Source organism: Lacrimispora sp. (assembly GCF_036758025.1).
In the GTDB taxonomy this organism is placed as follows: domain Bacteria; phylum Bacillota; class Clostridia; order Lachnospirales; family Lachnospiraceae; genus Lacrimispora.
The window spans coordinates 1-24,700 of sequence record NZ_DAIOXM010000031.1 but is presented as its reverse complement, the minus strand read 5'-3'; the positions used below and the strand labels follow the sequence as shown (position 1 = coordinate 24,700).

Below are 24,700 nucleotides of genomic sequence, written 5' to 3'. Positions count from 1 at the left end.
GCTTCATAACATGCTGCTTTGTGTTTTGACAAGAAGTATCACATGCCGCCCCATTTATGAATCAGATCATAGGAGATGCAGGTGGGACGTCCTGTCCTGGATTCTTTGACGATCTCCGCATCAATATGGAAGGTTTCCTTAAGGATTCCGGCGGTCATGACTTCCTCCGGCGTACCGTGCTTGATGATATCTCCGCAGCGGATGGCAATCATATAATCGGCAAAGCGTGCGGCAAGATTGAGATCATGGAGCACCATCACAATGGTGCAGCCCTGCTCCCGGTTCAAGCGGTAAAGAAGCTCCAACACTTCCAATTGGTAGGCCAGGTCAAGGTAGGTAGTGGGCTCGTCCAGTAAAATCAAATCGGTCTGCTGGGCCAACGCCATGGCAATCCATACCCGCTGCCGCTGACCGCCGGAGAGATTGTCTACCTCCGTGTTTTCATGTTCAGTGAGTTTTGTGACCTCCAGCGCCCAATTGATAATCTTCCTGTCCTCCGGTTTTAGCTTTCCGAAGCTCCGCTGATGGGGAAAACGGCCATAGGCCACCAGCTCACCCACGGTCAGCCCCGCCGGGGCCTGGGGGGATTGGGGAAGAACCGCCATCTTCTTCGCCACCTCCTTGGTGGAAAGACGGGTAATGTCGTCCCCATTTAAGTACACCATGCCGTTTTTCGGTTTAAGGATGCGGCCAACGGCCTTGAGCACCGTGGACTTCCCGCACCCGTTGGGCCCGATGATGGTTGTAATCTTTCCTTGAGGTATCTGCATATCCAGGCTGTCTACAACCAAGTGATCCTCGTAGGCGACAGCTAAGTTTTCTGTTGCAATACTGTTCATTTTATTCAGCTCCTTTTTGCTATTGCTTGCTTTTGGCCAGCAGGTACAGGAAGTAGGGAGCGCCAATAATAGCGGCCATAATCCCTGTGGGAATCTCCGAGGGCTGCACAATCACCCGTGCTATCGTATCCGCCGCCGACACCAGCACCGCACCAGTGAGCAGGCAGACAGGCAATAATATTGAATGCTTCGGCCCAACCAAACGTCTTGCCAGATGAGGGGCGATCAGCCCTACAAAGCTGATACTGCCGCTAACCGCCACACAGGAGGCAGCCAGCGCCACCGACGCTGCCAGGAGCTTTCGCCGTTCCTTTTCCACCGGCGCACCCAAGCCGTACGCCACATTGTCTCCAAGATTCAGTACGTCCAGCACCCGGGATTTTGTCAGTACATAAGGAACCAGAATCACCAGCCACGGCAGCAACGCCAATACAAACTGCCAGTTGCTGCCCCAGATACTCCCAGCCTGCCATGTGGCGACGAAGTTATATTGGGTTTCGTCCAGCTTCACCACCAACACAGTAGTCAGAGCAGAAATACCCGCTTGTACCGCCACACCGGTCAAAATCAGACGCATAGGCGCTATACCTTCTCCCTTTTTATAGGCCAATGCATAAATGATGACGGCCGTCACACCTGCTCCTGCCAGTGCCAGAAAGGGCAAGGTGAACACCGACAGAAAGGACTGTGTACCCCAAAACATAACATAGAGGATCACCATCATTCCAGCTCCCGCATTAATCCCCAGCAGTCCGGGGTCTGCCAGCGGGTTCCTGGATATCCCCTGAATGATACATCCGGAGAGAGCCAATCCCATTCCCACCAGCATGGATACCACAATTCGGGGCAGACGGAAATCAAATAAAATTAAGGTTTCCTTGGGGGTGCCTCTGCCAAGCAAAGTGCGCAGAGTATCCATAGGAGACAATTTGGCATATCCCGTATTCATGCTGACGATAAAAGAAATGGCCAGCAAAGCCCCGCATCCAATGACAATGATCATATTTCGAAGGACGATTTTCTTTTTGTATACTTCATTTTTCTTCTGTATGTCCTCCATTACAGCGCCCTCCTTTGCCTGCGTGCCAGATACAGGAAGAAAGGCACGCCAACCAGCGCAATCAATGCACCAATGGGGGTTTCAAAGGGCGGATTGATTATCCTGGCTCCTAAATCTGCCAACACAACCAACAGCGCCCCCAGCACCGCTGAGGAAGGAATGATCCAGCGGTAATCTACGCCGACGAGATACCGGGCAAGGTGCGGAATGACCAGGCCGACAAATCCCACCGCACCCACGATGGACACCGATACACCTGCCAAAATCAGCACAATGACCGAACAGAGTACATTGACCATAACGGTATTAAGCCCCAGCCCCTTTGCCGCCTCCTCTCCCAAACTAAGAAGGGAAATGCTGCGGGAGAGCGCCATAGCACCAAGCAGTGCCGCCGCAACCAAAGGAGTCATTATTTTGATCTGCTCCCAGTTGGAGCCAGCCACACCGCCTGCTGTCCAAAACATAATACCCTGTGCCACATCGAAATACAGCGCAATGCCCTGGCTTAAGGCAGCCAGTAAAGCACTGACCGCAGCGCCGGCCAGCACAAGCCGCATGGGAGCTGCACTGCCCCGGCCCATGGAAGCGGCACCGTTGACCAGCACCATTCCCATAGCAGCTCCGAGGAAAGAAAATAGAATGATTTGCATATATTTCATGCCGGGAAAGAAAGCGAAGCATAGGGCCAGAGCAAAACCCGCCCCGGCATTCAGTCCCATCAGACCTGAATCAGCCATAGGATTTCCCGTTATTCCCTGCATGATGGCTCCCGCAACGGCAAAGGATGCGCCCACCAGCGCGCTGGCAATAACACGGGGAAGCCGTAAATCTATTACGATCAGGTGATGGGTATTTTCTGCGCTAAAATGGAACAGGGCGTTCCATACAGAGGAAAGCGGAATTTCTGCCGCTCCCTTGGTAATAGAGAACGCCATGAGCAATGGCAAAATTCCGCTGCCTATGAAGATGATGTGCCAAGCCACCCAAGCACGGCACTTTGATTTTTGATTGGTTTCCTGAACCAAGGTTTCCGGTTCCTTTTGACGATTCATGATATTCTCCCTTTGCCGTTATCTTGCCTGAATCAGTTGTAACGGCTGTTACATTTAGTTTTCTTCCTTAATGACCGGGAAGCCCAAAAACCGACTGACCATACGGTTTTTGGGCTTCCAAAGTACTCAATCATGATTCTGCTTGGAAAACAGTGTAAATTCTTACTCTTCTGTCATCAAGCGCTGAATCTCATCTATAGACCATACGAGGGATAAAACATCCCCTGCTGACAGGCGGGAACCCAGCTCATAAACACGTCCATTTTTTACGGCGGACAATTGCTTCCACACTGAGTTGTTAGTTGTTTCCGCTATAAACGCTTCATCTGCATCAGACAGCTTGGTTATAAAAATATAATCGGGATCATATTCAGGCAGGATCTCAAGAGAAAGCTGGAAAGTCTGCTGGGAAGCGTCTGTCTGCAAATTTGAAATGGCGCCGGACGGAACGTCCAGATCCAGATATTCATAGATAACAGGGAATGTGCTGGAGGGGTAGGTGTACATACTCTTCTGATAGAACTGGATGACCATGGCGGTTTCCCCAGCCTGAACCATACCGCTCAGGGACTCCTTGACCTCATCAAGATGAATTTTAAACTTGTCCTGCCAGTCCCGGGCTTCTTGCGTTCTGCCGGTCAATTCTCCCATGATCTGAAGGTTTTCCAATGCATTACCGTACCACGGGCCAACAACAGTAGGCGCAATTTTTTCCAGGGATGCAAGCACCTCGGGAGAGGTAACCCTTTCTATATTGGGAGTAATAATCAAATCCGGGGCCAGTTCTGCAATCTTTTCAAGATTCAGGGTTCCGGCAGCACCCGCACCAATTGACTCAATGCCCTTTTTCTGGTCGTCATCCATATATTGAAGCCATCCGTCTGCCCCGCCTACAGGTGTTATACCCAGAGCAACCAGCTCGGCAACCATATTGACTGTGACGATTCTTTCCGGGTATACGGGAATTTCCACGGTTCTCCCGGTTTCATCGGTATACATTCTGGTATCCGGCTTCTCATCATTTAGCACCTGGGAAGAGGATGTGTTTTGTGACGCAGAAGGTGTACCAGTTGCGGCTTGTTTTCCGCAGCCAGCGAGTATACTGGTGAGTATTACAAGTGAAAGCAGTAAAGCTATCATTTTTTTCATATAAAAACCTCCATATAGTTTGCTTCGGCTAACCATTAACCATATGTTAGTTTAGCAAAACCATATGGAGATTTGAATGTCCATATCATTAATATGCATGTCTATTTTTACAGTCATATGATTTTTGGAAATAGCTTGGCGGAATTCCATATTTTTTCTTAAATTGCTTGCTGAAACTGAATGCATCAGAATATCCGACCGTCAAGGCCACATCTTCTACACCGATTCCCCCAACTCTTAAAAGTTCGGCTGCCTGGCACATTCTGCAGTTATTGAGATAACCTGCAGGTCCCACCTCCGAGTATTTGCGAAAGACATAATGAAGCCTGTTTTCCTTAATACCGAAGTGCCGCGCTACAGAAAGCATGTCCAAATCCTGTGTACAGTGATCCTTGATATATGATGCAATCTGGCTGTATAAGGCGTGCGCATCCATATCCCGGTCGCTCATAGTATTCGAGAAAATTTCATACAGAATATTATAAAACATACTATTTGCACGCAGCCGATACATTTTCTCATCTAAATTTTGATTCATGTGCATTTGAATGAGTTGCTTGTTTATTTCCGGCGATTGATATGTATTTAAGCTGTACCCGCTTGTTATATCATTTGCATAGGGACCCAAAATGTCATAAGCTATGATAATAATATCCCATTCATTTTCCCCCAGTGTAGCATACTCATGCCAGCAGTTGGGTCCACCGTGAAATACTACGTTATTTTGTGCGATTCCCTTGGCATCGTTAAACTGCATTCTACCCTTGCCTGATAATGTAAATATTAAACCGTAATGTTCATCAATGGTAGGCCCCTCGTAATTGAATCCGGGTTTATGCTGCATTCGGTAGATGTTTTGTACAACAAGCCCGGCGTTGTTATATAAATCAAATATTTTTTGTCTGTCCATACTTGTTCACCTCTAAGTAGGCTGTCAAATTCATTAATTGTTATTTTAAAACCAGAATCTTAGTTAAGGTTGACTTTGTGTGATAATAGGTCCCAAGCCAAGGAGCTGCCGTATGGCTTCCTCCATTGCTTCACATAAATTTATTTTAATATTGATTCCCCCGCAAAATAATCATCTTGGTGCATATGCCGGACTTTTATCACAAATAAGCCGTTTGGTTAGAATCAACTAACTACAGAATACCATGATACCATGTTTAAATGGAAAGTTCAAGAATAACCCCTTGTCACGGAAGTTAAAGACTATGCCAATATTGTATGTTTCATAACACTCCGGAGTTCATTTTCCTATGATATTCTCCGGAGTATTATGTCCAACCAATTATCTGAACAATTTAAAATGAGAATTGTTTATGCCTTGCTCCTTTTTTGCTCCTTTTTTAATGAATTCACGGCTCAATTGTAAATCGAAATGCAACCCTTCCGATTCTCGATATTTATTTATTGACAAACGATAAATCAAGTGTTATATTAACAATATAATCTTTTATGGAGGTAGTTTATGGCGTGTGTAGCTGCTACGGTATTATGAAGAGCCGCTATTCTAATAGGATCAGTTGCGCCGGCATTTTGTGTATATCTGCCGAGACAGCTTTTCTTTGGATATGAGCCGCAAATTCCATAAGTATCATTCTACCCATTTTGTCCACGGGTGGATTGACGGCGGTACTCATAATAGCTGCTATTGTTGCTTTAATTTATGTGCTTCAATATCTGTTTCAACAGGCTATTGATAACAAAGTTATGAATGATGGTATTGTCTGACGAAAATATTATGAATGTGTTAGAGGTGAACAGTATGAAACAACGTATTTCCACAATTTTTCTTAAAATTGCACTTATGATTATTGGCCTTGCTGTATTCGTATTTTGTATATTTGCGCTTCCTGTTTTCGCAAATAATGCAGTGAAATTTGTACCTGATACAGCTTTTTTCAAATATCCATTTTTAATCTGCATGTACGCTGCAATGATAACCTTTTTCTTTGTTATATACCAAGTCATCATATTATTAGGCTACATTGACAGAGGCATGGTTTTTTCCGACTCGTCGATTAAGGTATTAAAGTATATTAAAATATCAGGAATAATTATTACAGGGCTATTATATATAGCAGCGTTACCTGCAATATATCTTGTGGCACAGATAGAAGATGCTCCTGGTCTTATCGTAATCGGATTTGGATTTGTTTCAGTTCCGTTATTGATGTCAGCTTTTGTTGCAGTAATGCAGAAACTATTACAGGAAGCCGTAGACATGAAATCTGAAAATGATTTTACGGTTTGAGGTGTCTGAATGGCAATTATTATTAATATTGATGTAATGCTTGCAAAAAGGAAAATGAGTGTAACGGAATTGTCTGAAAAGGTGGGCATAACACTAGCCAATCTTTCTATATTGAAGAATGGAAAAGCAAAAGCAATTCGGTTTTCCACACTCGAGGCAATTTGCGAAGCTTTGGAGTGCCAGCCGGGGGATATACTTGAATACAAGGCAAGCGAACCCGTGCAGAATGTATCAAATCAACCGTAATTCTATGAAGATGAATTTATTCTCTATGAAATAACGAAAATCGGCATAGCCTAGTGTGCTATGCCGATTTCCCCATGAAATATTTTCTCAGCTCACCGGCCTTAATAGGCTGGTTACTCCGTTTCAAATGCCCCACTGTTTCATATCTTTGCCTTCGTAATTAAATCATTCAGCACTGCTTTTTCATTTTCCAGGCTTTTATCATTAACACCGAGCATAGCAGTCAAACTGCCCATGACATGCTCGATCTGGATTTTAGTATTCTGTACCTGAGCTTGGGATTTATTAATTTTATCCAGCACTGCCCAATCTGCAAACAATCCATCCAAAAAAAAGTCTGCAAAGCCCAAAAATCCTCCAATACCGACCTGCATATCTGCGGAAATCTTTACATCGGTCAGTTCTGTTTCAAAGCGGCGCAATTGTACCTGCAAATGCTCAACCTTCCGCTGGGCTTCATCCAGATGACCGTGCTTTATCATATCCGATAGAAACCCGCCTCCTATCAAGTCCCAAGTCCCCCACCCTTCCGCACTATTAAGGCTGGAGAGAATATTATCCGTAGTCTCAAGCGCTGTCTGACCGGCACTGAGCGCCTCTTGGATTTCTTTGGCCTGCCCCTCTAAATAAGAGATACGCTCCTCAACCCGAAGAATTTCCTCAGCTTCTTTAGTGCCGAGAGATTTAACAGCCTCCAACTTATCCTTCACGATCTGATCATATTGCTGCTCGCATTGGCGCAGTTCATCAAGTTCCGCCTCGCAGCGCTTGATGTCTTCCTCAACCGCATAAAGTTCATATGCAGCAACATCATACTTCACGCTGGCAGCGTAGGCCTCTTCTCGTTCTTTGTCCAGCTTTTCATCCATTTTGCCAATGACTCCATAGAAGAAGGCGGTTAAACTATGGCCTTCCAGGTGTTCAACATCGGCTTGTTCGTCCAGCTTACATTTTTTAAGCTCATCGACTTTGGCACTCAAAGACTCCCTCTGAAAATATAATTCTTTTAGCTTGGACTCTTTGTGCTTTTTTTGTTCAATTTGCAGCCGAAGACACTGCATTTTTTCATCATAATACGCCACTGGGAGCTCCTTTCGATTCAATATCCTCCGGTTGATTAAAATGCGTCTGTTCCAACGCAGTCTGTATGCTTGATTATACCCAATATCGCTATAAAGCACAATCCCATTGCTAATGCACTTGCTCAACCACGTGATTGCTTGTATACAGTTTATAGACCTTTTACATAAGCAATTATGGAATCTATGGTTTGCTTATCTTCAAAATTCACTTTTGAATTATATGTATCAAGAAATTCCTTGTCCTCAGCTTCCCGTTCGGATTCAGGCTTTTTTTGAATCATGCTTTTCATCATAGCCATCATAACTTTATGGACAGGGCTGAGTTTTTTGTAATCAATTCCTCCGCGAAGGTGAAAAAATTTTGTTTTTGCCAGAAGTCCTGGCGTAAAGTTTTTATTTATAATGGTACTGTAGTCTGTCGTATGGGGATCAGCTAATCCAACGGTAAACACAATAAGATTGTTGCAGGGATTATGAGTAACCAGTTTTACACCCGCTATGCCGCCTGCATACAAACCGCCTCCATATATAACAACGTCGTATTGGCTTAGTGTTTTCGCTTTAACCGTTTGAGATGGAAATAAATCTGCATTCAGCGCAGAAGCAATCCATTCAGCATACTTACGGGTTGAACCGTACTTCGATGTGTATGCCACTAATATTTTTTTAGACATTTGCTGTTCCCCCATTTACGTTATCCAGATTTTCAAATATTTTCATTAATGAGCTGCTTAAACCGGCGATCTCCTCCATACTCATACCAGAGAACATACCGTCAATAAATTGTTCTGCCATTTGTTCATTCTCTTTGTCCCACTGCTCGCATTTATCACTTGCTGTTATCCGCATGGCTCTACCGTCTTTCTCATCGCTCTGGATTTTCACAAAGCCCTTTTCAACCAGCTTCATAACAAGCTGCTTTGTATTTTGGTGAGACGTATCGCAAGCTGACGCAAGTTGTTTTAGCGTGGGCGGGTGTTCAAATAATCCCAGTGCCAGAATTACAAACCATTGCTTGGCAGTCAGGTCTTTCATCTGCGAATCCATTTTACTTTGAAGACGATTCGCCACACGAAACAGATAGCCAAACACCAGTAGTCTTTTATCCATCGTATCGAAATCATACATTGGCATACCTCCAATATAAGTAATATATTCCCTATATAGGTATTATATTACCTATTACTTTCCTTTGTCAATAAATATATCGGAAAAAGACCATATGCCCTATGGTAACTCTTTCAAAGTATCTTTTACACAGTCGATAAATCTTTTCGTTGCCGGGGAAGCTTCCTTCAGTGAGGGCACTCCAATGCCCAAGGAGATGAAATGCGGTGGATCAAACGGCAGCGTGACGACGCTGCCACCCCATTTTTGTATAATAAGACGGTTGTTAAAGCTGATACCAAGCCCTTCCTCCACCATGCAATAAGTCGTATATGCATCTGCTGTAGAAAACCGGATATTCAGTGAAAGCTGCTCATCCCGTACCAGTCTGTCAATATCAGTGTCCTGATTCGGCATTGTGATGATAAATGGTTCATTTTCAAGTTCACGGATCGGGAATGCCTTCTGCATCGCCTTAGGGTGTGTTGGAGGTATCCACACCAACAGTTCATCCTGCCGAATCGGTATCCAATCACACAAAGTTTCCTTTGAAGGCTCGGCAGCAAAACAACAATCTACAGACTTCTCATTGAGCCATTGTGTCATTTCACGGTTGCCGCCCTCTTTCATATTGATTCGCACGTTGGGATACATCTGCTGAAACCTTTTGAAAATTGACGGCAGCCAAAGAGCTGAGACGCTGTAATAACTGCCAATGGTCAGTGTTCCGCTTAAAATTCCCCGAATGTCAGTACCGATCTCAGATGCATATCTATGGGCACGTACAATCTCCCGGAAAGCCGGAATCATGGCTTCACCGTTAGCCGTTGGTGACACACCTTTTTTAGTGCGGACAAATAACGGAAAGCCAATCTCATCCTCCAATGAATTAATCATTCTTGTAATACCAGGCTGAGTGTACCCCAGTGCCTTGCCAGCAGCTGTCAGACTGCCGTAGTCTATGGCGGCAAGAAATGCCTCACATTTGGTACTATCCATATCATTTTCCTCTCTTTATATATGATGATATGTTATGACACATATGCTGATTTGCAATTTGTGTCATGGATAAAATGATTGTACAATTACATTAATGACATGTCAAATACAATATGAAGGAAAGATAAAATTATGGATACATACGCAGACAAACTGTCTTTTTCATCTGATTACATGGAGGGTGCCCATCCCTTCATTATGACACGCTTAAGTGATACCAATTTGTTAAAATCCCAAGGATATGGAACTGATTCGTTTTCTCAATCTGCCAGGGATAAAATCAGAGCGGCCTGCGGCTGCCCGGATGGCGAAGTGCATTTTCTTATGGGAGGTACTCAAACCAATGCAACGGTAATTAACGCGGTGCTGAAATCCTATCAAGGCGTGGTTGCGCCAAATAGCGGACACATCAGTGTACATGAAGCCGGGGCAATTGAATTTGGCGGGCATAAAGTGCTGACCCTGCCGCAAAAGTTAGGAAAGATTACAGCAGATGATATTCAAGAGTTGCTTTCAGATTATCAAAATGATGAAAATCATGACCATATGGTCATGCCCGGTATGGTTTATCTCTCTCATCCGACAGAATATGGGACACTGTATTCTCTTGAAGAATTGCGGTCAATCAGTCAAGTCTGCCGGAAAAATGGTCTTCCTCTTTATTTGGATGGCGCACGGTTAGCTTATGCACTGGCCTGCCCGGAAAACGATGTCACCCTTCATGACCTGGCTGAATTATGTGATGTGTTTTATATGGGAGGGACAAAGTGCGGCGCATTGTTTGGAGAAGCTGTCGTAATTCCTCAAAAGAATTTCATTCCACATTTTTTCACCATTATGAAACAGCACGGCGCACTTCTTGCCAAGGGAAGATTGTTGGGTATTCAGTTTGATGTGCTGTTTACCGATGATTTGTATCTGCATATTGGAGAACCTGCAATTATTGCAGCTGAGAGAATCAAAGAAGCCCTTCTTTATCAGGGCTATCAACTCTATTTTGAATCTCCCACAAACCAGTTATTTGTTGTAATGGAAAACACCAGGATAGCAAAACTTACCCAAAAGGTTGAACTTGGATTTTGGGAAAAGTATGACGATACTCACACTGTCGTGCGTTTTGCCACCAGTTGGGCAACGAACAAGGAAGATGTGGAGAAGTTGCTGAAAATCCTCGCTGAATAACCTCTCTTCACTGAAATGCATACAGTAAAGTCAAATTGAACAAACTCGCTGCGTCATGGCCTGCTAAAGCTGAGATGCAGCGAGTTTGTTCAATTTTAATTTATTGGTTAGAAAGCCAGCTTAAAATCATGATTTGGCATGGATTAATTCACTGCAAAGGAATTATATGATTCTTTCAGCGCAGAAAGCAGCCTTTCCCCACTCATATCCTGAATGGAGTCCAATGCATTTGTAATCCAACCAATGGAAACCTGATGTTTTTCGTATTTGTCAAAAAACCGGTCAGCAATGTTATCATATTCTTCTGCACTAATCTCTTTTCCATCAGCGTCAGTATAGGTGATTTTACTGGAATTGGGATCAGAATAAATTGTTGACTTATATGCCAGAGGCGTTTCCAGTAATTTCCCTTCCTGAAGGGAAATCGCACGCTTATTTTCATAATATTCTGCTGCACCGTTTTTAAGAAGGTCATCAAAAATATAATAATAAGCATTGGAGCCAGGATCATAGAAAACTGGAACGGACTCCACCATAATATCTGCCTGTGAATCCCCTTCCTTTGTTTCTGCTTCACAAAGTTCTATCCCGTCAAATTCTCTGTTGACTTCCCATATTTGATGTATGAGTAAAATCCTGTCCCTTGAAGAGATGAAAAAATAATCTCCAGTCTGCCGTTATGATCTAAATCCGTAACAGCGAATCCGGAAGCCCCATCCTCCGTATTGTTCAACCATATTGATGAATTTTCTGCAATTATATGAAGCTGGTTTTCGATTGACTCTTTAGTGGGAACATCGCTGCTTATTACCGAAGCCGCGGAAGTATTATCAATTGCTTCTTTATCGTTATTATCATTTTTTTGACTGCCGGCACAGGCTGTAGCGAAGAAACACAAAGCCATTGTGAGTACCAGCATTACAGTTCTTTTCATTCTACAGATTCTCCTTTTCCAATACATATACGTTTCAAATTTCTATCCGTCTGTTTTCGATTATGCTCATAACCTGCATCAAATATGTTTGTATTTATCATTAAATACTTTCATCACAAACTGCTTAAATGCATCCGGCGAATCGACATCCTTTTTTCGAATAAGACAAGCTTGATTTGCAGTTAAGTAAAAAATGAAATAGTCCTTGCTCTCTATTACAGAAAAAAACTGAGTATACTTTAATTCACCTGTAGATTTGAGCAAATCATTCTCCATAACCATCTTCTCATCATAGAATTTCAGAATATTCAGTGAACCAAAGGTTCCAGTATTGTCTGAAGTAACACGAATTTTATTTTTCCTTTCTACCTTGAAACATACCGTAACAACAGCCAGAACAAACAAAAATATCCAAGATAAGGTTATTGCAATCCAATTTAAAAGGTGTAGATTCCAGTTAATTAGAATACTGCCTGCAAATGCAATACTTGCTATCATGGGAATGACCATCTTGTTTCTGCAAAAGGTTGCTAAGTATAAGAACTTTCGGTAGTCTTCTTTTTCCATAGTCGTTCTAATAATATATTTTATTTCATCCATTTTACATACCACCTATAATACTCATATCTAAAAGAGTTTAGACATGTAATACTCATCAATATACTCACCGTCTATAATCATTGATTGTTTCTTTACTCCCTCAACAACAAACCCTCTTTTTTCATAGAGATGCTTTGCAGCTTCATTTTGGCACATAACTGTCAGTTCAAGCCGGGTAATATGATTCTTCTTTGCCCAGTTATCCAATTCAATAAAAAGTTTTGAACCAATCCCATGGTTCTGATATGCGGCACGAATCCCTGCGACGATATGCGCTGAATGATGTACTCTTTTACATCTGCCTCTTTCTGCTGAAAGATATCCAATCAATTCACCTTTATTTTCAGCTACTAACAAGAGATTATCTCCATGGACGGACTTATAAATGACATCTTTTACCCGTTGTATATCTTTTGATCTTTCACCTGGCTCGTACATCATATATTTTGTTTCAAAATCGAGAGCATACATCAGTTGCCATACTGCTTCAGCTTGATTTTCAGCAACCGGGCGAATTATAATATCCATACCTACCTCCTATTATGTAAATAATCTATATTGCAAATTTACACTTGTTTTTGAAGCCAGGATACCAGCATGGAAACACAGTCATCATAGGACTCAATTCCGGCAGTGACACCATTTGACTTTAAGTACTTATCATATATTGTTGTGACCGTTTCAGTAGCGGAAGTTTTATGGCTATTCCAGTATGCATTGTTTTCTTTCCAATCCTGAAGGACATTGGCATTAAGTGTTGATGTAATCTGCCGGCAAGCGTATGGATCAGCCTTATTCAAGTCATCTATCAGATGAAGAAGACCAAGTAAATAACCCGAATATTCATATACAGGGCTGCCAGATGTGATACAAGCAGCAATAGCGGAGAAATTAGCTTCTGCCTCAGAATTGATGCCGCGCTGGTGTGCCATTTCATGTGCAATTGTTACAGGGAGGAAGGAAGCAGGTATATCAACATTAATATTCATTTCTCCGGTCAGAGCAATGTAAATGCCTGAAAATCCACTGGCACTCATAAATTTCGAGTACATCATCGCTTTAGGGGGAGTGTTCCTGCCATTGAGTGCAGGAAATTCCTCTACAATGTTCACATAGAGGTCTTTGTCGGGTGTAAAATAAACTTGTCTGTCCTCATTAAAACGATTGTTTTCATCGCGTACTACCTGGGTGGACAACTCATTGGCTTTTTCGGCAAAAAGTCTTGTAACGTCTGTAAGCTGCTCTGTAGTAATGCCGCCGGAGTCAAGGTCTATTTTTTCTATAAGACTTGTACCGTGATATCCTGCATCCCACATCCAAAAATGCGCAGCTACTATGTACAGCGCGAAAACAATAGTTATATAAAGCCCGCGTCCCAGATCTGACAGCCGATGCGGACATCGTATCAAAATAACGACCGCTTTCACGATAAAATACAGTGTCCATAGTATGTAAAGTGTGATCAATACTTCTGCCAGAGAAAAGTATTGAAATGGGCCGAAAGAGGTGACCTGTGCTGCCGCGGCACTGTATGGCAGGGAAATGTTCATTAAGACCCAATCCATGGTATGCTTTCTATTATTGAGTATGTAATATAGGATGATTAAGGTAATCGGCGAGGCAAGCAGGATATAATGCCAAATGCGGTACAATAGACTTTTTTTCGTTGTTGGCTGCATCTTGATTTCCTGCTCCATAACGCCTCCCTGCAACGGAGTATCAAATTTGAATTCCATATAGCCTCTCTTTCCTGTGCTTTGTGTATTTTCTCTTATGGCAGGATATGCAATAATTAGAATGTCAAATTCCTGTTTATCGGCAAACCCATGACTTTGTAAATCATTCGGCGGACAATTTTACACACCCGCGGTATATTTTCCTATGGGTAATTAAAAGCCGGTAAAACTAAGTGTACTCTCTTTTACAATCGCATAAATTCCAAATTGATATTGTTAAAAATTTCTTTTCTAAGCCTGTATTGTATTACAGACACTGCATTATCCAAAAAAATCCATCAATTTATTTAGAATCATAGCTTCATCCCAGCTTTTTTTTATAGCATTTGTTTGATGTGATAATTTTAAATTTATTATACCATCATTTTTATAAAAAGACATAGCTTTCATCAGTAGGAAAGTTATGCCTTTTTTTGAAAATAATGTAAAAATGTTTAGGAATAATAGGATACTGCTCATAACCCACCGACAAGTTGAAATATAACCCTTACATCGGTTTTAAATTCTTATTAAGTCTATCAATGATTTTCTCTAATCGAGTTTGGCGTGTTTTATCGGTTTTTGCGTCAAGATAAAAGCCAGTATATGTCTTTTGTATAGATAAGGGCATAGCTAACAAGTTGGTAAATGCAGGTTCATATTGCTGGATGATTTGTTTGAATGCCTGTATTTGTTCATCACCGATACTAACGCGTCCGGATAAATCCCATGTACCGTTTTTCTTGGCATTTTCAATGGCATCCAGGCCTTGCTGGGTCATTCTTCCTTGCTCAATAAGAGATTGCGCCAACTTTTTGTTCTTATCAGACCAATTGCTTTTAGCTGTACGGCGTGCAAAATATTTCTTGTATTTCGTGTTGTCAAGGCTTTGCATCTGCCCATCTATCCAGCCAAAGCAAAGAGCTTCTTCCAATGCTTGGCTGGCTAAAATGGTCACTGGCCCGCCCCTTTTACCAATAAGCAGCCATATTCCATCGTTATCGGCACTGTGTTTATTCAGCCAATCCCTAAACGCTTCTCTATTAGCAAATTCTAAGACATTACTCATCGTTAGCCTCCCGAATGCGTTATATTTATTGTATTGCAACGTTTGATAAATTGCTGTTTATCCCTATAATATCATAAATGTTTCATCAAACATGCCATGCTTTCCCAAGCAGAGAAAGACCTATCTTCCCCTTGTGAACTGATCCCCATAATTTTAGATTTTTAGGTCTAACTTATTGAGGTCACATCATTGGCGAAAGATAGGTCTTTCTATCACTACTTTCTTGCATTAAACCCGCGCAGATATTGCTCCGGCCATTGGTATTCAACATTCAAATCACGGGCAGTGTGCAGCACCCAATAAGGATCACGCAAAAGTTCCCGGCCCAGAGCAACGAGATCTGCACGCCCTCCGCCCAAAATCTCTTCCACCTGATGCGGGTCAGTAATCAGACCAACTGTAACTGTAGGCAAGCCTGATGCCTGTTTCAGTTCTTCTGCAATTTTCACCTGATAGCCCGGGTAAATGGCCGATGGCGGTGTTGGCACAACCCCGCCTGTGCTCACATCCAGCACATCAATATACGGCTTCACCAGTTCAATAATCCTGGCCATTTCCGCTGGGTGCATGCCGTCCGGTTCGTAATCCTCTGCTGATACACGCAGCAAAACAGGTTTTTCAGCAGGCCAAACCACATGTACTGCCTGCAGTACTTCAATCAGCATACGGCAGCGGTTTTCCGTTGAGCCGCCGTAATTATCTGTGCGGTGATTGCTTAAAGGTGACAGAAACTCGCTGATCAGATAACCATGGGCACCATGAATTTCAATCGCATCAAAACCGATTTCAGCCGCCCTTGCAGCAGCACTCCGAAATGCATTGACTGCATCGTGAATATCCTCTTCCGTCATCTCATGGGGCATAGGAGAATTCTGATCAAATGGAATGGCACTGGGTGCGTAAATCGTTTTTTCCTGTGCTCCGCATTTGCGGCCTGCATGATTGAGCTGAATCGCCATCTTTGCACCTTGCCTCTGGCATGCAGCGACGATTGGCGCAAGCGCCTTTGCCTGTTCATCATTCCAAAGCCCCAGGCAATGGTCAGAAATACGGCCCCAGGGAAAAACACCGGTAGCCTCCATAATAATCAGCCCCACTCCGCCAACTGCACGGGAAGTGTAGTGGGTAAAGTGGAATTCATTTGGCATGCCATCGGTTCCGGCACTGTACATACACATGGGAGGCATAACGATCCGGTTGCGCAGCGTCATGTTTTTTATTGTAAATGGGTTAAATAAATACATAGGACATTCTCCCTTCTATCATAGGATTTGACAAAATAGTTTACTTCATACTGTCCATTATATCACGGCCATGTATCACGTACAATGGAGAAACGACCAAAAGCATATGGTAACAATCTTTAAATCTGCTGTTGACCAATCCCCATAACACAATGGCCTCAAGCTTCTACAGAAATTGAATCTTAAAAAGCGGCTCACACTTTTATAATGCATAAGGGGCAGTCACCTGCCCCTATGTTTCTCTTTCTTCTTCTGCTGTCTCAATTCAAAATGCCGCTGTTTTTCCGATTCACGCTGCTCCCGGTTCAAAATCTTTCGTTCCGTTTTCATCTGATCCTGCTGTAATTTCAAAGCCAGCTGCGATTTCGTACCTATACCAACATTCTGTACCTGCTTGTGAACCTCTCGCTGTACTCGTTTCGGATTACGGCAAACTTCTTTCACATCAGTTACCACATCCAGACTAAATCGCAGCCGGTAGTAATTTTTCAGAACAAAATCATGTACCTCGTAATCTTTTGGCTCTGCACCAAATGTAACTTTACAAACTGATAGCCTTCCCTCAGACATGCGTTCAAAAACACCTATCCAGAATGGTTCCTGAAAAAACACGGTCAATTTACTCGTTACCTTATCCATAATAACGCCTCCTTAAAATTGTATTGCACAAAGAACGGACGACCCAAGGAGGGAGGGTTACTTACACCTAAAAAGGTGCGGCTGGACTACCTACCAGCTCTGCAAGATGATAACTTGCGTTGTGTTTTTATCTCTGCTTCTCAATTTTAGCACACGATATAACATTTTTCCACTGATTTTAGGGGGAGGGTATTTAAGGGTAAAATCAACATGTAAATATATTGTTTTATTACAGCAAATAGCTGTCGCTCAGCGATTTATCATCACTGAGCGACAGCTATTTTAATATTTTTATCATTCAAACTTAGTGCCTAGAATCATTTCCTAGATACATTTGTTTACCTTTCGGTATTTCTGCTTACTACTATTTGGCTTATCTGGTATTGTCATCTCAATATAACCTAGTTCCAAAGCTGGTAATAAATAATTATCTCTAAACGTTGGCCTATGCTTTAATCCTAATAATTCCATAAGTTCCTTCGTAGAACACTCTTGTTCACCAAAAACCTTTAACAGCTTTTCAACCTGTTCGGTAACTTGTTCGGTGTCTTCTATCTCACATAATGCATCATAAATAGCTTTCAGCAGAAACTCTATGAATTTTCCCGAATCAGCACTATGATCACACTCTCCTAGTACTTTATAATATTCATCCTGTCTCTCCCTAATTAATGTTTCTATTGGCAGCCAACCAAACAGCGATTTCCATTTATACAGCAACAATGTCTGCCACATTCGCCCCATCCTGCCATTTCCATCTGCAAATGGATGAATAAACTCAAATTCATAATGAAATACACAACTTTTAATTAACGGATGTACATCTGCGTTCTTTGCCCAACCAACTAAATCTTTTATCAGATGTGGCACCTGATTTGCAGACGGTGCCATATGAACTAACTGTTTTCCAGCAAATACACCTACACCACCACTTCGAAATGTTCCTGCCTCTTTTGTTAATTCATCCATCAGCACCTTATGAGCTAGTAGCATATCCTTAACTGAATACGGATTCATTTCCAAAAGTTTGTTATATGCTTCAAAGGCATTCTTTACCTCACAGATTTCATTTGGTGGACCCAGAATCCGTTTCCCATTGATAATATCAGTTACCTGATCCAAGGATAAGGAATTATTTTCAATAGCTAATGAGGCATGAATCGTACGGATACGATTATCTCTTCGAAGTCTTGAGTTATTATTCATATTATCATTTATTGTGATTTTGGTTATTATTTCAGTAATAGCAGAAATTAAATTTACTGTCTTATCTGTTATTGTATATGGTGGGACATAACCTTTTTCGCTCATATCTTTCCTCACTTATGCTAAAATTAGCACTTGCATGAATAAACAACATGCTCTTTCCTACTTGTACATTATTATACCGTACAAGTCTTGATAATACTACTATTTTCTTAATTATTTTAATAGTAACTATTTATTAAATAGAAACCTCTCACTCAAACTCAATACAGTATTATAAACTTAACGTACACATATGCTTATTTCCGTTCAAACTGTTGTCTCATTCCGTATAAAATCAATGTCAAATTGTCTTTTGGGGTGTCATTTGGGTGTCACTTTGAAAAAACAGAAGTCCGGGAACCCGCATAAACACTGGGTATTCCCGGACTTTTTTATTTTTGTGCGTTATTCAAACTCAATCGTAGCCGGCGGCTTCCCAGTGCAATCATACAGCACCCGGTTCACGCCCTTTACTTCATTTACAATTCTCCTTGTAGCCGCTCCCAGTACTTCCCAAGGAAGCTCCGCAGACTCAGCCGTCATAAAGTCAGATGTCAGCACTGCCCTAAGCGCAATAGCATAATCATAGGTTCTCTCATCTCCCATGCATCCCACAGAACGCATATTAGTCAATGCTGCAAAGTACTGTCCCAGTTCCTTATCAACTCCGGACTTCCTAATTTCTTCCCTATAAATAGCATCCGCCTCCTGAACAATTTTAACCTTCTCAGGAGTAATAGCGCCTACAATGCGAACTCCCAGTCCAGGACCCGGGAATGGCTGACGGTAAACCAGATATTCCGGAATACCAAGCTCCAGACCTGCTTTTCTTACTTCGTCCTTAAACAGAAGTCTCAAAGGCTCAATAATTTCTTTAAAATCAACATGCTCCGGAAGTCCGCCTACGTTATGGTGAGACTTAATAACCGCAGATGTTCCCAGACCGGACTCAATCACATCTGGATAAATGGTTCCCTGAACAAAGAAATCAACTTTTCCGATCTTTTTGGCCTCTTCCTCAAATACACGGATAAATTCTTCGCCAATAACCTTACGCTTTCTCTCCGGATCTTCTATACCCGCTAATTTATCATAAAAACGATCCTGCGCATTTACACGGATAAAGTTCAGATCATAATGACCATCCGGTCCAAATACAGCCTCAACTTCATCTCCCTCATCCTTACGGAGAAGGCCATGATCTACGAATACACAGGTAAGCTGTTTTCCAACTGCTTTTGCCAGCATAACTGCTGCTACAGAAGAATCTACACCGCCGGATAATGCACAAAGCACCTTGCCGTCTCCGACTTTTTCCTTGATTGACTCAATGGAAGCCTCCACAAAGGAGTCCATCTTCCAGTCACCGGAACATTTGCAGACATTGTAAACGAAGTTAGAAAGCATCTTCACGCCTTCCTGAGTGTGCATAACCTCAGGATGGAGCTGTACTGCATAAAGTCCCTTCTCCTCACATTCCATAGCTGCAACAGGGCAGGCAGGGGTATGGGCGGTGATGGAAAACCCTTCCGGTGCCTTCTCAATATAATCCGTATGGCTCATCCAGCAAACAGTTTTAGAGCTGACGTTTTCGAAAAGCTTGCTGCCCGCTTCCACATCAACCTCCACTTTTCCGTATTCACTGACAGGAGCTGTGGAAACCTTGCCATCCATCATGTATGCAATTAACTGGGCGCCATAGCAGATTCCCAGGATGGGGATTCCCATATTAAAGATTTCCTTTGCACAGCGGGGAGACTCATCTTTATATACGCTGTTTGGTCCGCCTGTAAAAATAATTCCTTTCGGATTCATTTCCTTAATCTTGTCCAATGATAAGGTATAGGGATGGACCTCACAGTAAACATTGCATTCTCTGACCCTTCTGGCAATCAGCTGGTTATATTGTCCGCCGAAATCCAGAACGATAATCATTTCTCTTTTCACGGGTATTCCTCCTAATATGATCTTCAATGAATATTGCAATTTAGCTTTGGGTTTCATTATATTCTACTTCCCATAGCTTGACAAGTATTTTCTCGAAATCTGAAAAAAGATGTCGAATCTCACCAATCCAGCCAATTACTCCAGATATTTTTTCACATAATATCCTGTATAGGAAGCGGGAACCTCTGCCACCTCTTCCGGTGTGCCCTGGGCAATGACCCTGCCGCCTTTGTCTCCGCCTTCCGGTCCGATATCGATGATATAATCAGCCGTTTTGATCACATCCAAGTTATGTTCAATGACAACCACCGTATTTCCGCCCTCAGACAGCCTTCTTAAAATCTCAATCAGCTTATGAACATCTGCAAAATGAAGTCCTGTCGTCGGCTCGTCCAGAATGTAAATGGTCTTTCCAGTCCCCCTCTTGCTCAGCTCCGTAGCCAGTTTGATTCTCTGGGCCTCACCGCCGGAAAGCTCTGTAGAGGGCTGTCCCAGCCTGATATAAGAAAGCCCTACATCATTGAGGGTGGATATCTTCCTTGCAATGGAAGGAACATTTTCAAAGAACTTTAAGGCTTCTTCCACTGTCATATTCAAAACGTCATAAATACTCTTTCCCTTATACTTCACGTCAAGGGTTTCCCTGTTATACCGCTTTCCGCCGCAGACCTCGCAGGGAACATATACATCGGGAAGGAAATGCATCTCAATCTTAATGATTCCATCACCGCTGCAGGCTTCACACCGTCCGCCCTTTACGTTAAAGCTGAACCGGCCCTTGGAATAGCCCTTGGCCTTTGCATCAGCAGTAGAGGCAAACAAATCGCGGATCAAATCAAATACACCCGTATAGGTGGCCGGGTTGGACCTTGGAGTCCTTCCGATAGGGGACTGGTCTATGGCAATGATCTTGTCAAGCTGCTCTGTTCCCTCAATCTTCTTATGCTTTCCAGGAATGGTTCTGGCCCGGTTCAGCTTCTTTGCCAATGCCTTGTAGAGAATCTCATTGACCAGAGAACTTTTTCCTGAACCAGATACACCGGTCACACAGGTCATAACGCCCAGAGGGAAGGTCACATCAATATCTTTCAAGTTATTTTCAGCCGCTCCCTTTACAGTCAGATAGCCAGTCGGCTCTCTTCTCTCTTTTGGAACCGGAATCTTAATCCGTCCGCTTAAATAGGCGCCTGTAATGGAGTCCTTATTTTTCATAATCTGCTTTGCATTTCCAACGGCCACTACTCTTCCGCCGTGCTCCCCTGCTCCCGGTCCGATGTCCACGATATAGTCAGCAGCCATCATGGTATCTTCATCGTGCTCCACCACAATCACGCTGTTTCCTAAATCCCTGAGATGCAAAAGGGTTTTCAAAAGCTTATCATTATCTCTCTGATGAAGACCGATGCTGGGCTCATCCAAAATATAAGCTACTCCCACCAAACCTGAGCCGATCTGGGTAGCCAGACGGATTCTCTGAGCCTCTCCTCCGGATAAGGTTCCTGTGGCACGGGTCAGGGACAAGTAATCAAGTCCCACATCAATGAGGAAGGAAACTCTGGCTATGATCTCCTTTAAAATCTGGTCGCCAATGGCATGCTGCATAGAAGTCAGATTCAGATCATCCATAAATTCCCGGAACTTCACTATGGACATATTGGTAGCTTCATAAATATTTTTATCTCCTACCGTAACGGCCAGAGATTCTTTTTTCAGTCTCATGCCGCCGCAGGAAGGACAGGGAGTGATCCGCATAAAGGATTCGTACTCTGCCTTGGAGGACTCGGAATAAGTTTCCCGGTATCTCCTTGCCACATTCTGAACCAGGCCTTCAAAGGCCACATCGTAGACGCCTTCTCCCCTCTGACCCTTGTAGTGGACTTTCAGTTCCTTTCCATTGGTTCCGTAAACGAGCACATCATGTACTTCCTTGGGATAGTCCTCAAAGGGAGTATCCAAACGGAATTTATATTCCTTTGCAAGAGCCTCCAAAACCGCCCGGGTATAGCTGCCTTTATCTGTGCAGGACTGCCAGCCCAGCACCACAATGGCACCCTGGTCAATGCTTAAACTCTTATCGGGAATCATCAGCTCTTCGTCAAATTCCATCTTATAGCCAAGTCCAAAGCAATCGGGACACGCGCCAAAGGGATTGTTGAAAGAAAAGCTTCTGGGCTCCACCTCATCCACACTGATACCGCAGTCAGGGCAGGAAAAGCTTTGGCTGAAGTTGATAGGCTGTCCATCCACCACATCCACAGTCATCAGGCCGTTTGCAAGCTCCATGACCGTCTCAATGGAATCGGTCAGACGCTTTTCAATGCCTTCCCGGATGGCAAGGCGGTCTACTACTACTTCAATATTATGCTTGATATTTTTATCCAGCTTGATTTCTTCAGAAAGCTCATAGAGGTTTCCGTCAATGCGGACTCTCACATATCCGCTTCTCCGGGCATGCTCCAAAACCTTGGCATGCTCTCCTTTCCGCCCCCGCACTACAGGGGCCAGAAGCTGGATCTTAGCCCGCTCAGGCAGCTCCATAATCTGATCCACCATCTGGTCAATGGTCTGCTTCCTGATCTCCCTGCCGCACTTGGGGCAGTGGGGAATGCCGATTCTGGCATAGAGAAGTCTCATATAATCGTAAATTTCTGTAACTGTACCAACCGTAGAACGGGGATTGCGGTTTGTGGATTTCTGGTCAATGGAAATGGCCGGAGACAGACCTTCAATGCTTTCCACATCAGGTTTTTCCATCTGGCCTAAAAATTGACGGGCATAGGATGAAAGGGATTCCATATAACGCCTCTGCCCTTCGGCGTAAATGGTATCAAAGGCCAGAGAGGACTTTCCCGAACCACTGAGTCCGGTTAAAACCACCAGCTCATTCCTTGGGATCTCTAAGTCAACGTTCTTTAAATTGTGCTCATTGGCGCCTCTTATCTTAATATACTGTTTTGCCATACTATCTATACTCCTGTAATAAACTGAGATCCGGAATCTCACAAACTCCTAATGCGGGCCGGATAAGGCCCGCATTTTTATCACTCAGTGATTGTTTTCCCCCATTATAACACACTTGTTTTCGCATTGCAAACACTTGTTCGAAAATATGTTTTCCAATTATTACCCCCGTACTTCGGGCACAATGGTATATTCCCAGGGTGCTTCCTATTTATGGATCAGGAAACCAGAATCTATTTTCTCACAATTCCTCCCTCACATCCATATCCCACTGGATTTTACTTCCCTTTTCCGTCTTTTTCACCAGAATCTTTTTCCCGATCTGCTCTTTTAATTCCGTCACGTGGGAAATGATTCCAATGAGCCTCCGCTCCCCGGCCAGTTCCTGAAGAATGCGGACTGCCTTAAGTCTGGATTCTTCGTCAAGGGAGCCAAAGCCCTCATCAATAAAGAGAGCATCAATGGACACATTTCCTGCTGTGCGCTGAATGATGTCCGCCATTCCAAGGGCCATGGACAATGCCGCCAGAAAGGATTCTCCGCCGGAAAGGGTCTTCACATCCCGGATCTTGTCCGCATCCATGCTGTAAATATCCAAATCCAGCCCCACCTCCCCCTGCTTTCCAAGGGAGTCCAGCTCCCTGCACTGCAGAAGGAACCTGCCATCGGTCATCACCTTCAGCCTGCTGTTTGCAGCCTGTATCATTTGGTTAAAATACTGCCGCTGGACATAGGTCTGAAAATCCAGGCTGGCAGAGCCGGTCATTTTCCCATTGGCAGTCTGAAACAGGGTGTGGTACAGGCGGTATTCTTCATTCAGCTGCTCCTGCTCCTTCCAGAGCTTCTTTAAATTTTCTTCTGCCTGAACAGCCCTGCTGAGGATTCCGGTAATCCTGGCTTCTTCTTTTTGAAACTGCTTCTGTTTTTCCCTAAGCATCTCAGCCTGCTCAATCCATGGACCGGTTTCTACCTTCTCCCGGCCTGCTGTCTGCTCCCGGTACTGGCTTTCAACGGTGCGGGCTTTTAACAGGTCATTTTCATAACGGTTTATGCCTTCCTCCCACTGCTTTCTGGTTTCCGGCGGCTGTTTTGCGCTGCGGTATTCTTCCTCTGAGGAAAACCCCAGCTCCGATAAAGCCAGGCAGTAAGATTTATATGCCTCTTCCATATCAAGGCGGACCGCTTCCCCGTTTTCCTTCTGAGAAATCATACGGCCCATCATTTCCTTTTCCATTTCCGAAGCACGGCGGAACCGCTCATCTGCCTGTTCCCCCGCTTTACCCAGTTCTTCCCTTCTTTTTTTGCATGCTTCCAGCTTTCTTACAGCTTCTTTTTCATCTATTTCCGGAAGACGGGCTTTAAAATGGTCT

The 24,700-nt window shown here is 43.4% G+C and carries 24 protein-coding genes; 3 read left to right on the top strand and 21 right to left on the bottom strand.

The annotated features are described in order from the left end of the window. Positions 1-38 precede the first annotated feature (38 nt). From V7M78_RS19600 to V7M78_RS19580, 5 genes are all read right to left on the bottom strand, one after another. Positions 39-839, bottom strand: a complete 801-nt coding sequence (locus V7M78_RS19600) for an ABC transporter ATP-binding protein (RefSeq protein ID WP_333652172.1) — start codon at positions 837-839, stop codon at positions 39-41. A gap of 19 nt (positions 840-858) precedes the next feature. Beyond that, positions 859-1,899, bottom strand: a complete 1,041-nt coding sequence (locus V7M78_RS19595) for a FecCD family ABC transporter permease (protein ID WP_333652170.1) — start codon at positions 1,897-1,899, stop codon at positions 859-861. Next, complete coding sequence (locus V7M78_RS19590; protein ID WP_333652168.1) at positions 1,899-2,951, bottom strand: FecCD family ABC transporter permease; 1,053 nt, start codon at positions 2,949-2,951, stop codon at positions 1,899-1,901. Before V7M78_RS19590 ends, V7M78_RS19595 begins: the two co-directional genes overlap by 1 nt. A 162-nt stretch (positions 2,952-3,113) precedes the next feature. Beyond that, positions 3,114-4,100, bottom strand: a complete 987-nt coding sequence (locus V7M78_RS19585) for an ABC transporter substrate-binding protein (protein WP_333652165.1) — start codon at positions 4,098-4,100, stop codon at positions 3,114-3,116. 88 nt (positions 4,101-4,188) lie between these two features. Continuing rightward, positions 4,189-5,010 carry an AraC family transcriptional regulator gene (locus V7M78_RS19580; RefSeq protein WP_333652162.1) on the bottom strand — a complete coding sequence of 274 codons (822 nt, stop codon included), beginning with the start codon at positions 5,008-5,010 and terminating at the stop codon, positions 4,189-4,191. Between the two features lie 858 nt (positions 5,011-5,868). On the opposite strand from V7M78_RS19580, the gene V7M78_RS19575 reads away from it, so the two are divergent. Then, a complete protein-coding gene (locus V7M78_RS19575) occupies positions 5,869-6,357 on the top strand; it encodes a DUF2975 domain-containing protein (RefSeq protein ID WP_333652160.1) in 489 nt (162 codons plus the stop codon). A gap of 9 nt (positions 6,358-6,366) precedes the next feature. Next, on the top strand, positions 6,367-6,603 hold the full coding sequence (locus V7M78_RS19570) for a helix-turn-helix domain-containing protein (protein WP_333652157.1): 237 nt from the start codon (positions 6,367-6,369) through the stop codon (positions 6,601-6,603). A gap of 140 nt (positions 6,604-6,743) precedes the next feature. Here the strand turns inward: V7M78_RS19570 and V7M78_RS19565 are convergent, their stop codons facing one another. The 4 genes from V7M78_RS19565 to V7M78_RS19550 form a co-directional block, all read right to left on the bottom strand. Then, complete coding sequence (locus tag V7M78_RS19565) at positions 6,744-7,685, bottom strand: hypothetical protein (RefSeq protein ID WP_333652155.1); 942 nt, start codon at positions 7,683-7,685, stop codon at positions 6,744-6,746. A 149-nt stretch (positions 7,686-7,834) separates the two neighbouring features. Continuing rightward, positions 7,835-8,359 carry a flavodoxin domain-containing protein gene (locus V7M78_RS19560; protein WP_333652152.1) on the bottom strand — a complete coding sequence of 175 codons (525 nt, stop codon included), beginning with the start codon at positions 8,357-8,359 and terminating at the stop codon, positions 7,835-7,837. Next, positions 8,352-8,813, bottom strand: a complete 462-nt coding sequence (locus tag V7M78_RS19555) for a MarR family winged helix-turn-helix transcriptional regulator (RefSeq protein ID WP_333652150.1) — start codon at positions 8,811-8,813, stop codon at positions 8,352-8,354. Before V7M78_RS19555 ends, V7M78_RS19560 begins: the two co-directional genes overlap by 8 nt. A gap of 99 nt (positions 8,814-8,912) precedes the next feature. Further along, positions 8,913-9,791, bottom strand: coding sequence for a LysR family transcriptional regulator (locus V7M78_RS19550; protein ID WP_333652148.1), 879 nt, complete (start codon positions 9,789-9,791; stop codon positions 8,913-8,915). 132 nt (positions 9,792-9,923) lie between these two features. On the opposite strand from V7M78_RS19550, the gene V7M78_RS19545 reads away from it, so the two are divergent. Beyond that, positions 9,924-10,973, top strand: a complete 1,050-nt coding sequence (locus V7M78_RS19545) for a threonine aldolase family protein (protein ID WP_333652146.1) — start codon at positions 9,924-9,926, stop codon at positions 10,971-10,973. Positions 10,974-11,116: 143 nt separating this feature from the next. On the opposite strand, the gene V7M78_RS19540 is transcribed toward V7M78_RS19545, so the two are convergent. The 12 genes from V7M78_RS19540 to V7M78_RS19485 form a co-directional block, all read right to left on the bottom strand. After that, positions 11,117-11,509 carry a hypothetical protein gene (locus V7M78_RS19540; RefSeq protein WP_333652144.1) on the bottom strand — a complete coding sequence of 131 codons (393 nt, stop codon included), beginning with the start codon at positions 11,507-11,509 and terminating at the stop codon, positions 11,117-11,119. A 47-nt stretch (positions 11,510-11,556) separates the two neighbouring features. Further along, on the bottom strand, positions 11,557-11,907 hold the full coding sequence (locus tag V7M78_RS19535; protein WP_333652141.1) for a hypothetical protein: 351 nt from the start codon (positions 11,905-11,907) through the stop codon (positions 11,557-11,559). A gap of 78 nt (positions 11,908-11,985) precedes the next feature. Then, positions 11,986-12,507 (bottom strand): YcxB family protein, encoded by a 522-nt coding sequence (locus V7M78_RS19530; protein ID WP_333652139.1) that lies wholly within the window; start codon positions 12,505-12,507, stop codon positions 11,986-11,988. Between the two features lie 27 nt (positions 12,508-12,534). After that, positions 12,535-13,035 (bottom strand): GNAT family N-acetyltransferase, encoded by a 501-nt coding sequence (locus V7M78_RS19525; protein WP_333652136.1) that lies wholly within the window; start codon positions 13,033-13,035, stop codon positions 12,535-12,537. Between the two features lie 38 nt (positions 13,036-13,073). Next, on the bottom strand, positions 13,074-14,204 hold the full coding sequence (locus V7M78_RS19520) for a DUF3810 domain-containing protein (RefSeq protein WP_333652134.1): 1,131 nt from the start codon (positions 14,202-14,204) through the stop codon (positions 13,074-13,076). Between the two features lie 526 nt (positions 14,205-14,730). Further along, positions 14,731-15,291 carry a YdeI/OmpD-associated family protein gene (locus V7M78_RS19515; protein WP_333652131.1) on the bottom strand — a complete coding sequence of 187 codons (561 nt, stop codon included), beginning with the start codon at positions 15,289-15,291 and terminating at the stop codon, positions 14,731-14,733. Between the two features lie 215 nt (positions 15,292-15,506). Then, positions 15,507-16,535 carry an NADPH dehydrogenase NamA gene (gene namA, locus V7M78_RS19510; protein ID WP_333652129.1) on the bottom strand — a complete coding sequence of 343 codons (1,029 nt, stop codon included), beginning with the start codon at positions 16,533-16,535 and terminating at the stop codon, positions 15,507-15,509. A 222-nt stretch (positions 16,536-16,757) separates the two neighbouring features. Next, positions 16,758-17,174 (bottom strand): YjdF family protein, encoded by a 417-nt coding sequence (locus tag V7M78_RS19505; protein WP_333652127.1) that lies wholly within the window; start codon positions 17,172-17,174, stop codon positions 16,758-16,760. Positions 17,175-17,498: 324 nt separating this feature from the next. Beyond that, positions 17,499-18,485: a Fic family protein gene (locus V7M78_RS19500; protein WP_333652124.1), complete on the bottom strand. Its 987-nt coding sequence runs from the start codon at positions 18,483-18,485 to the stop codon at positions 17,499-17,501. A gap of 342 nt (positions 18,486-18,827) precedes the next feature. Beyond that, positions 18,828-20,369: a glutamine-hydrolyzing GMP synthase gene (guaA, locus tag V7M78_RS19495; protein WP_333652122.1), complete on the bottom strand. Its 1,542-nt coding sequence runs from the start codon at positions 20,367-20,369 to the stop codon at positions 18,828-18,830. A gap of 135 nt (positions 20,370-20,504) precedes the next feature. After that, a complete protein-coding gene (uvrA, locus tag V7M78_RS19490) occupies positions 20,505-23,330 on the bottom strand; it encodes an excinuclease ABC subunit UvrA (RefSeq protein ID WP_333652120.1) in 2,826 nt (941 codons plus the stop codon). Positions 23,331-23,571: 241 nt separating this feature from the next. After that, positions 23,572-24,700 (bottom strand): SbcC/MukB-like Walker B domain-containing protein (locus tag V7M78_RS19485; RefSeq protein WP_333652118.1); only part of this gene is annotated, 1,129 nt, incomplete at its 5' end.

Coding starts and splice junctions, on each gene's coding strand:
- V7M78_RS19535 (WP_333652141.1), bottom strand. CDS start 11,907: ATGAAAAGAACTGTAATGCTGGTACTCACAATGGCTTTGTGTTTCTTC.
- V7M78_RS19525 (WP_333652136.1), bottom strand. CDS start 13,035: ATGGATATTATAATTCGCCCGGTTGCTGAAAATCAAGCTGAAGCAGTA.
- V7M78_RS19545 (WP_333652146.1), top strand. CDS start 9,924: ATGGATACATACGCAGACAAACTGTCTTTTTCATCTGATTACATGGAG.
- V7M78_RS19570 (WP_333652157.1), top strand. CDS start 6,367: ATGGCAATTATTATTAATATTGATGTAATGCTTGCAAAAAGGAAAATG.
- V7M78_RS19600 (WP_333652172.1), bottom strand. CDS start 839: ATGAACAGTATTGCAACAGAAAACTTAGCTGTCGCCTACGAGGATCAC.
- V7M78_RS19550 (WP_333652148.1), bottom strand. CDS start 9,791: ATGGATAGTACCAAATGTGAGGCATTTCTTGCCGCCATAGACTACGGC.
- V7M78_RS19585 (WP_333652165.1), bottom strand. CDS start 4,100: ATGAAAAAAATGATAGCTTTACTGCTTTCACTTGTAATACTCACCAGT.
- V7M78_RS19520 (WP_333652134.1), bottom strand. CDS start 14,204: ATGGAGCAGGAAATCAAGATGCAGCCAACAACGAAAAAAAGTCTATTG.
- V7M78_RS19590 (WP_333652168.1), bottom strand. CDS start 2,951: ATGAATCGTCAAAAGGAACCGGAAACCTTGGTTCAGGAAACCAATCAA.
- V7M78_RS19560 (WP_333652152.1), bottom strand. CDS start 8,359: ATGTCTAAAAAAATATTAGTGGCATACACATCGAAGTACGGTTCAACC.
- V7M78_RS19515 (WP_333652131.1), bottom strand. CDS start 15,291: ATGAGTAATGTCTTAGAATTTGCTAATAGAGAAGCGTTTAGGGATTGG.
- V7M78_RS19580 (WP_333652162.1), bottom strand. CDS start 5,010: ATGGACAGACAAAAAATATTTGATTTATATAACAACGCCGGGCTTGTT.
- V7M78_RS19555 (WP_333652150.1), bottom strand. CDS start 8,813: ATGTATGATTTCGATACGATGGATAAAAGACTACTGGTGTTTGGCTAT.
- V7M78_RS19530 (WP_333652139.1), bottom strand. CDS start 12,507: ATGGATGAAATAAAATATATTATTAGAACGACTATGGAAAAAGAAGAC.
- V7M78_RS19505 (WP_333652127.1), bottom strand. CDS start 17,174: ATGGATAAGGTAACGAGTAAATTGACCGTGTTTTTTCAGGAACCATTC.
- V7M78_RS19540 (WP_333652144.1), bottom strand. CDS start 11,509: ATGGTGGAGTCCGTTCCAGTTTTCTATGATCCTGGCTCCAATGCTTAT.
- V7M78_RS19575 (WP_333652160.1), top strand. CDS start 5,869: ATGAAACAACGTATTTCCACAATTTTTCTTAAAATTGCACTTATGATT.
- V7M78_RS19500 (WP_333652124.1), bottom strand. CDS start 18,485: ATGAGCGAAAAAGGTTATGTCCCACCATATACAATAACAGATAAGACA.
- V7M78_RS19595 (WP_333652170.1), bottom strand. CDS start 1,899: ATGGAGGACATACAGAAGAAAAATGAAGTATACAAAAAGAAAATCGTC.
- namA (WP_333652129.1), bottom strand. CDS start 16,535: ATGTATTTATTTAACCCATTTACAATAAAAAACATGACGCTGCGCAAC.
- uvrA (WP_333652120.1), bottom strand. CDS start 23,330: ATGGCAAAACAGTATATTAAGATAAGAGGCGCCAATGAGCACAATTTA.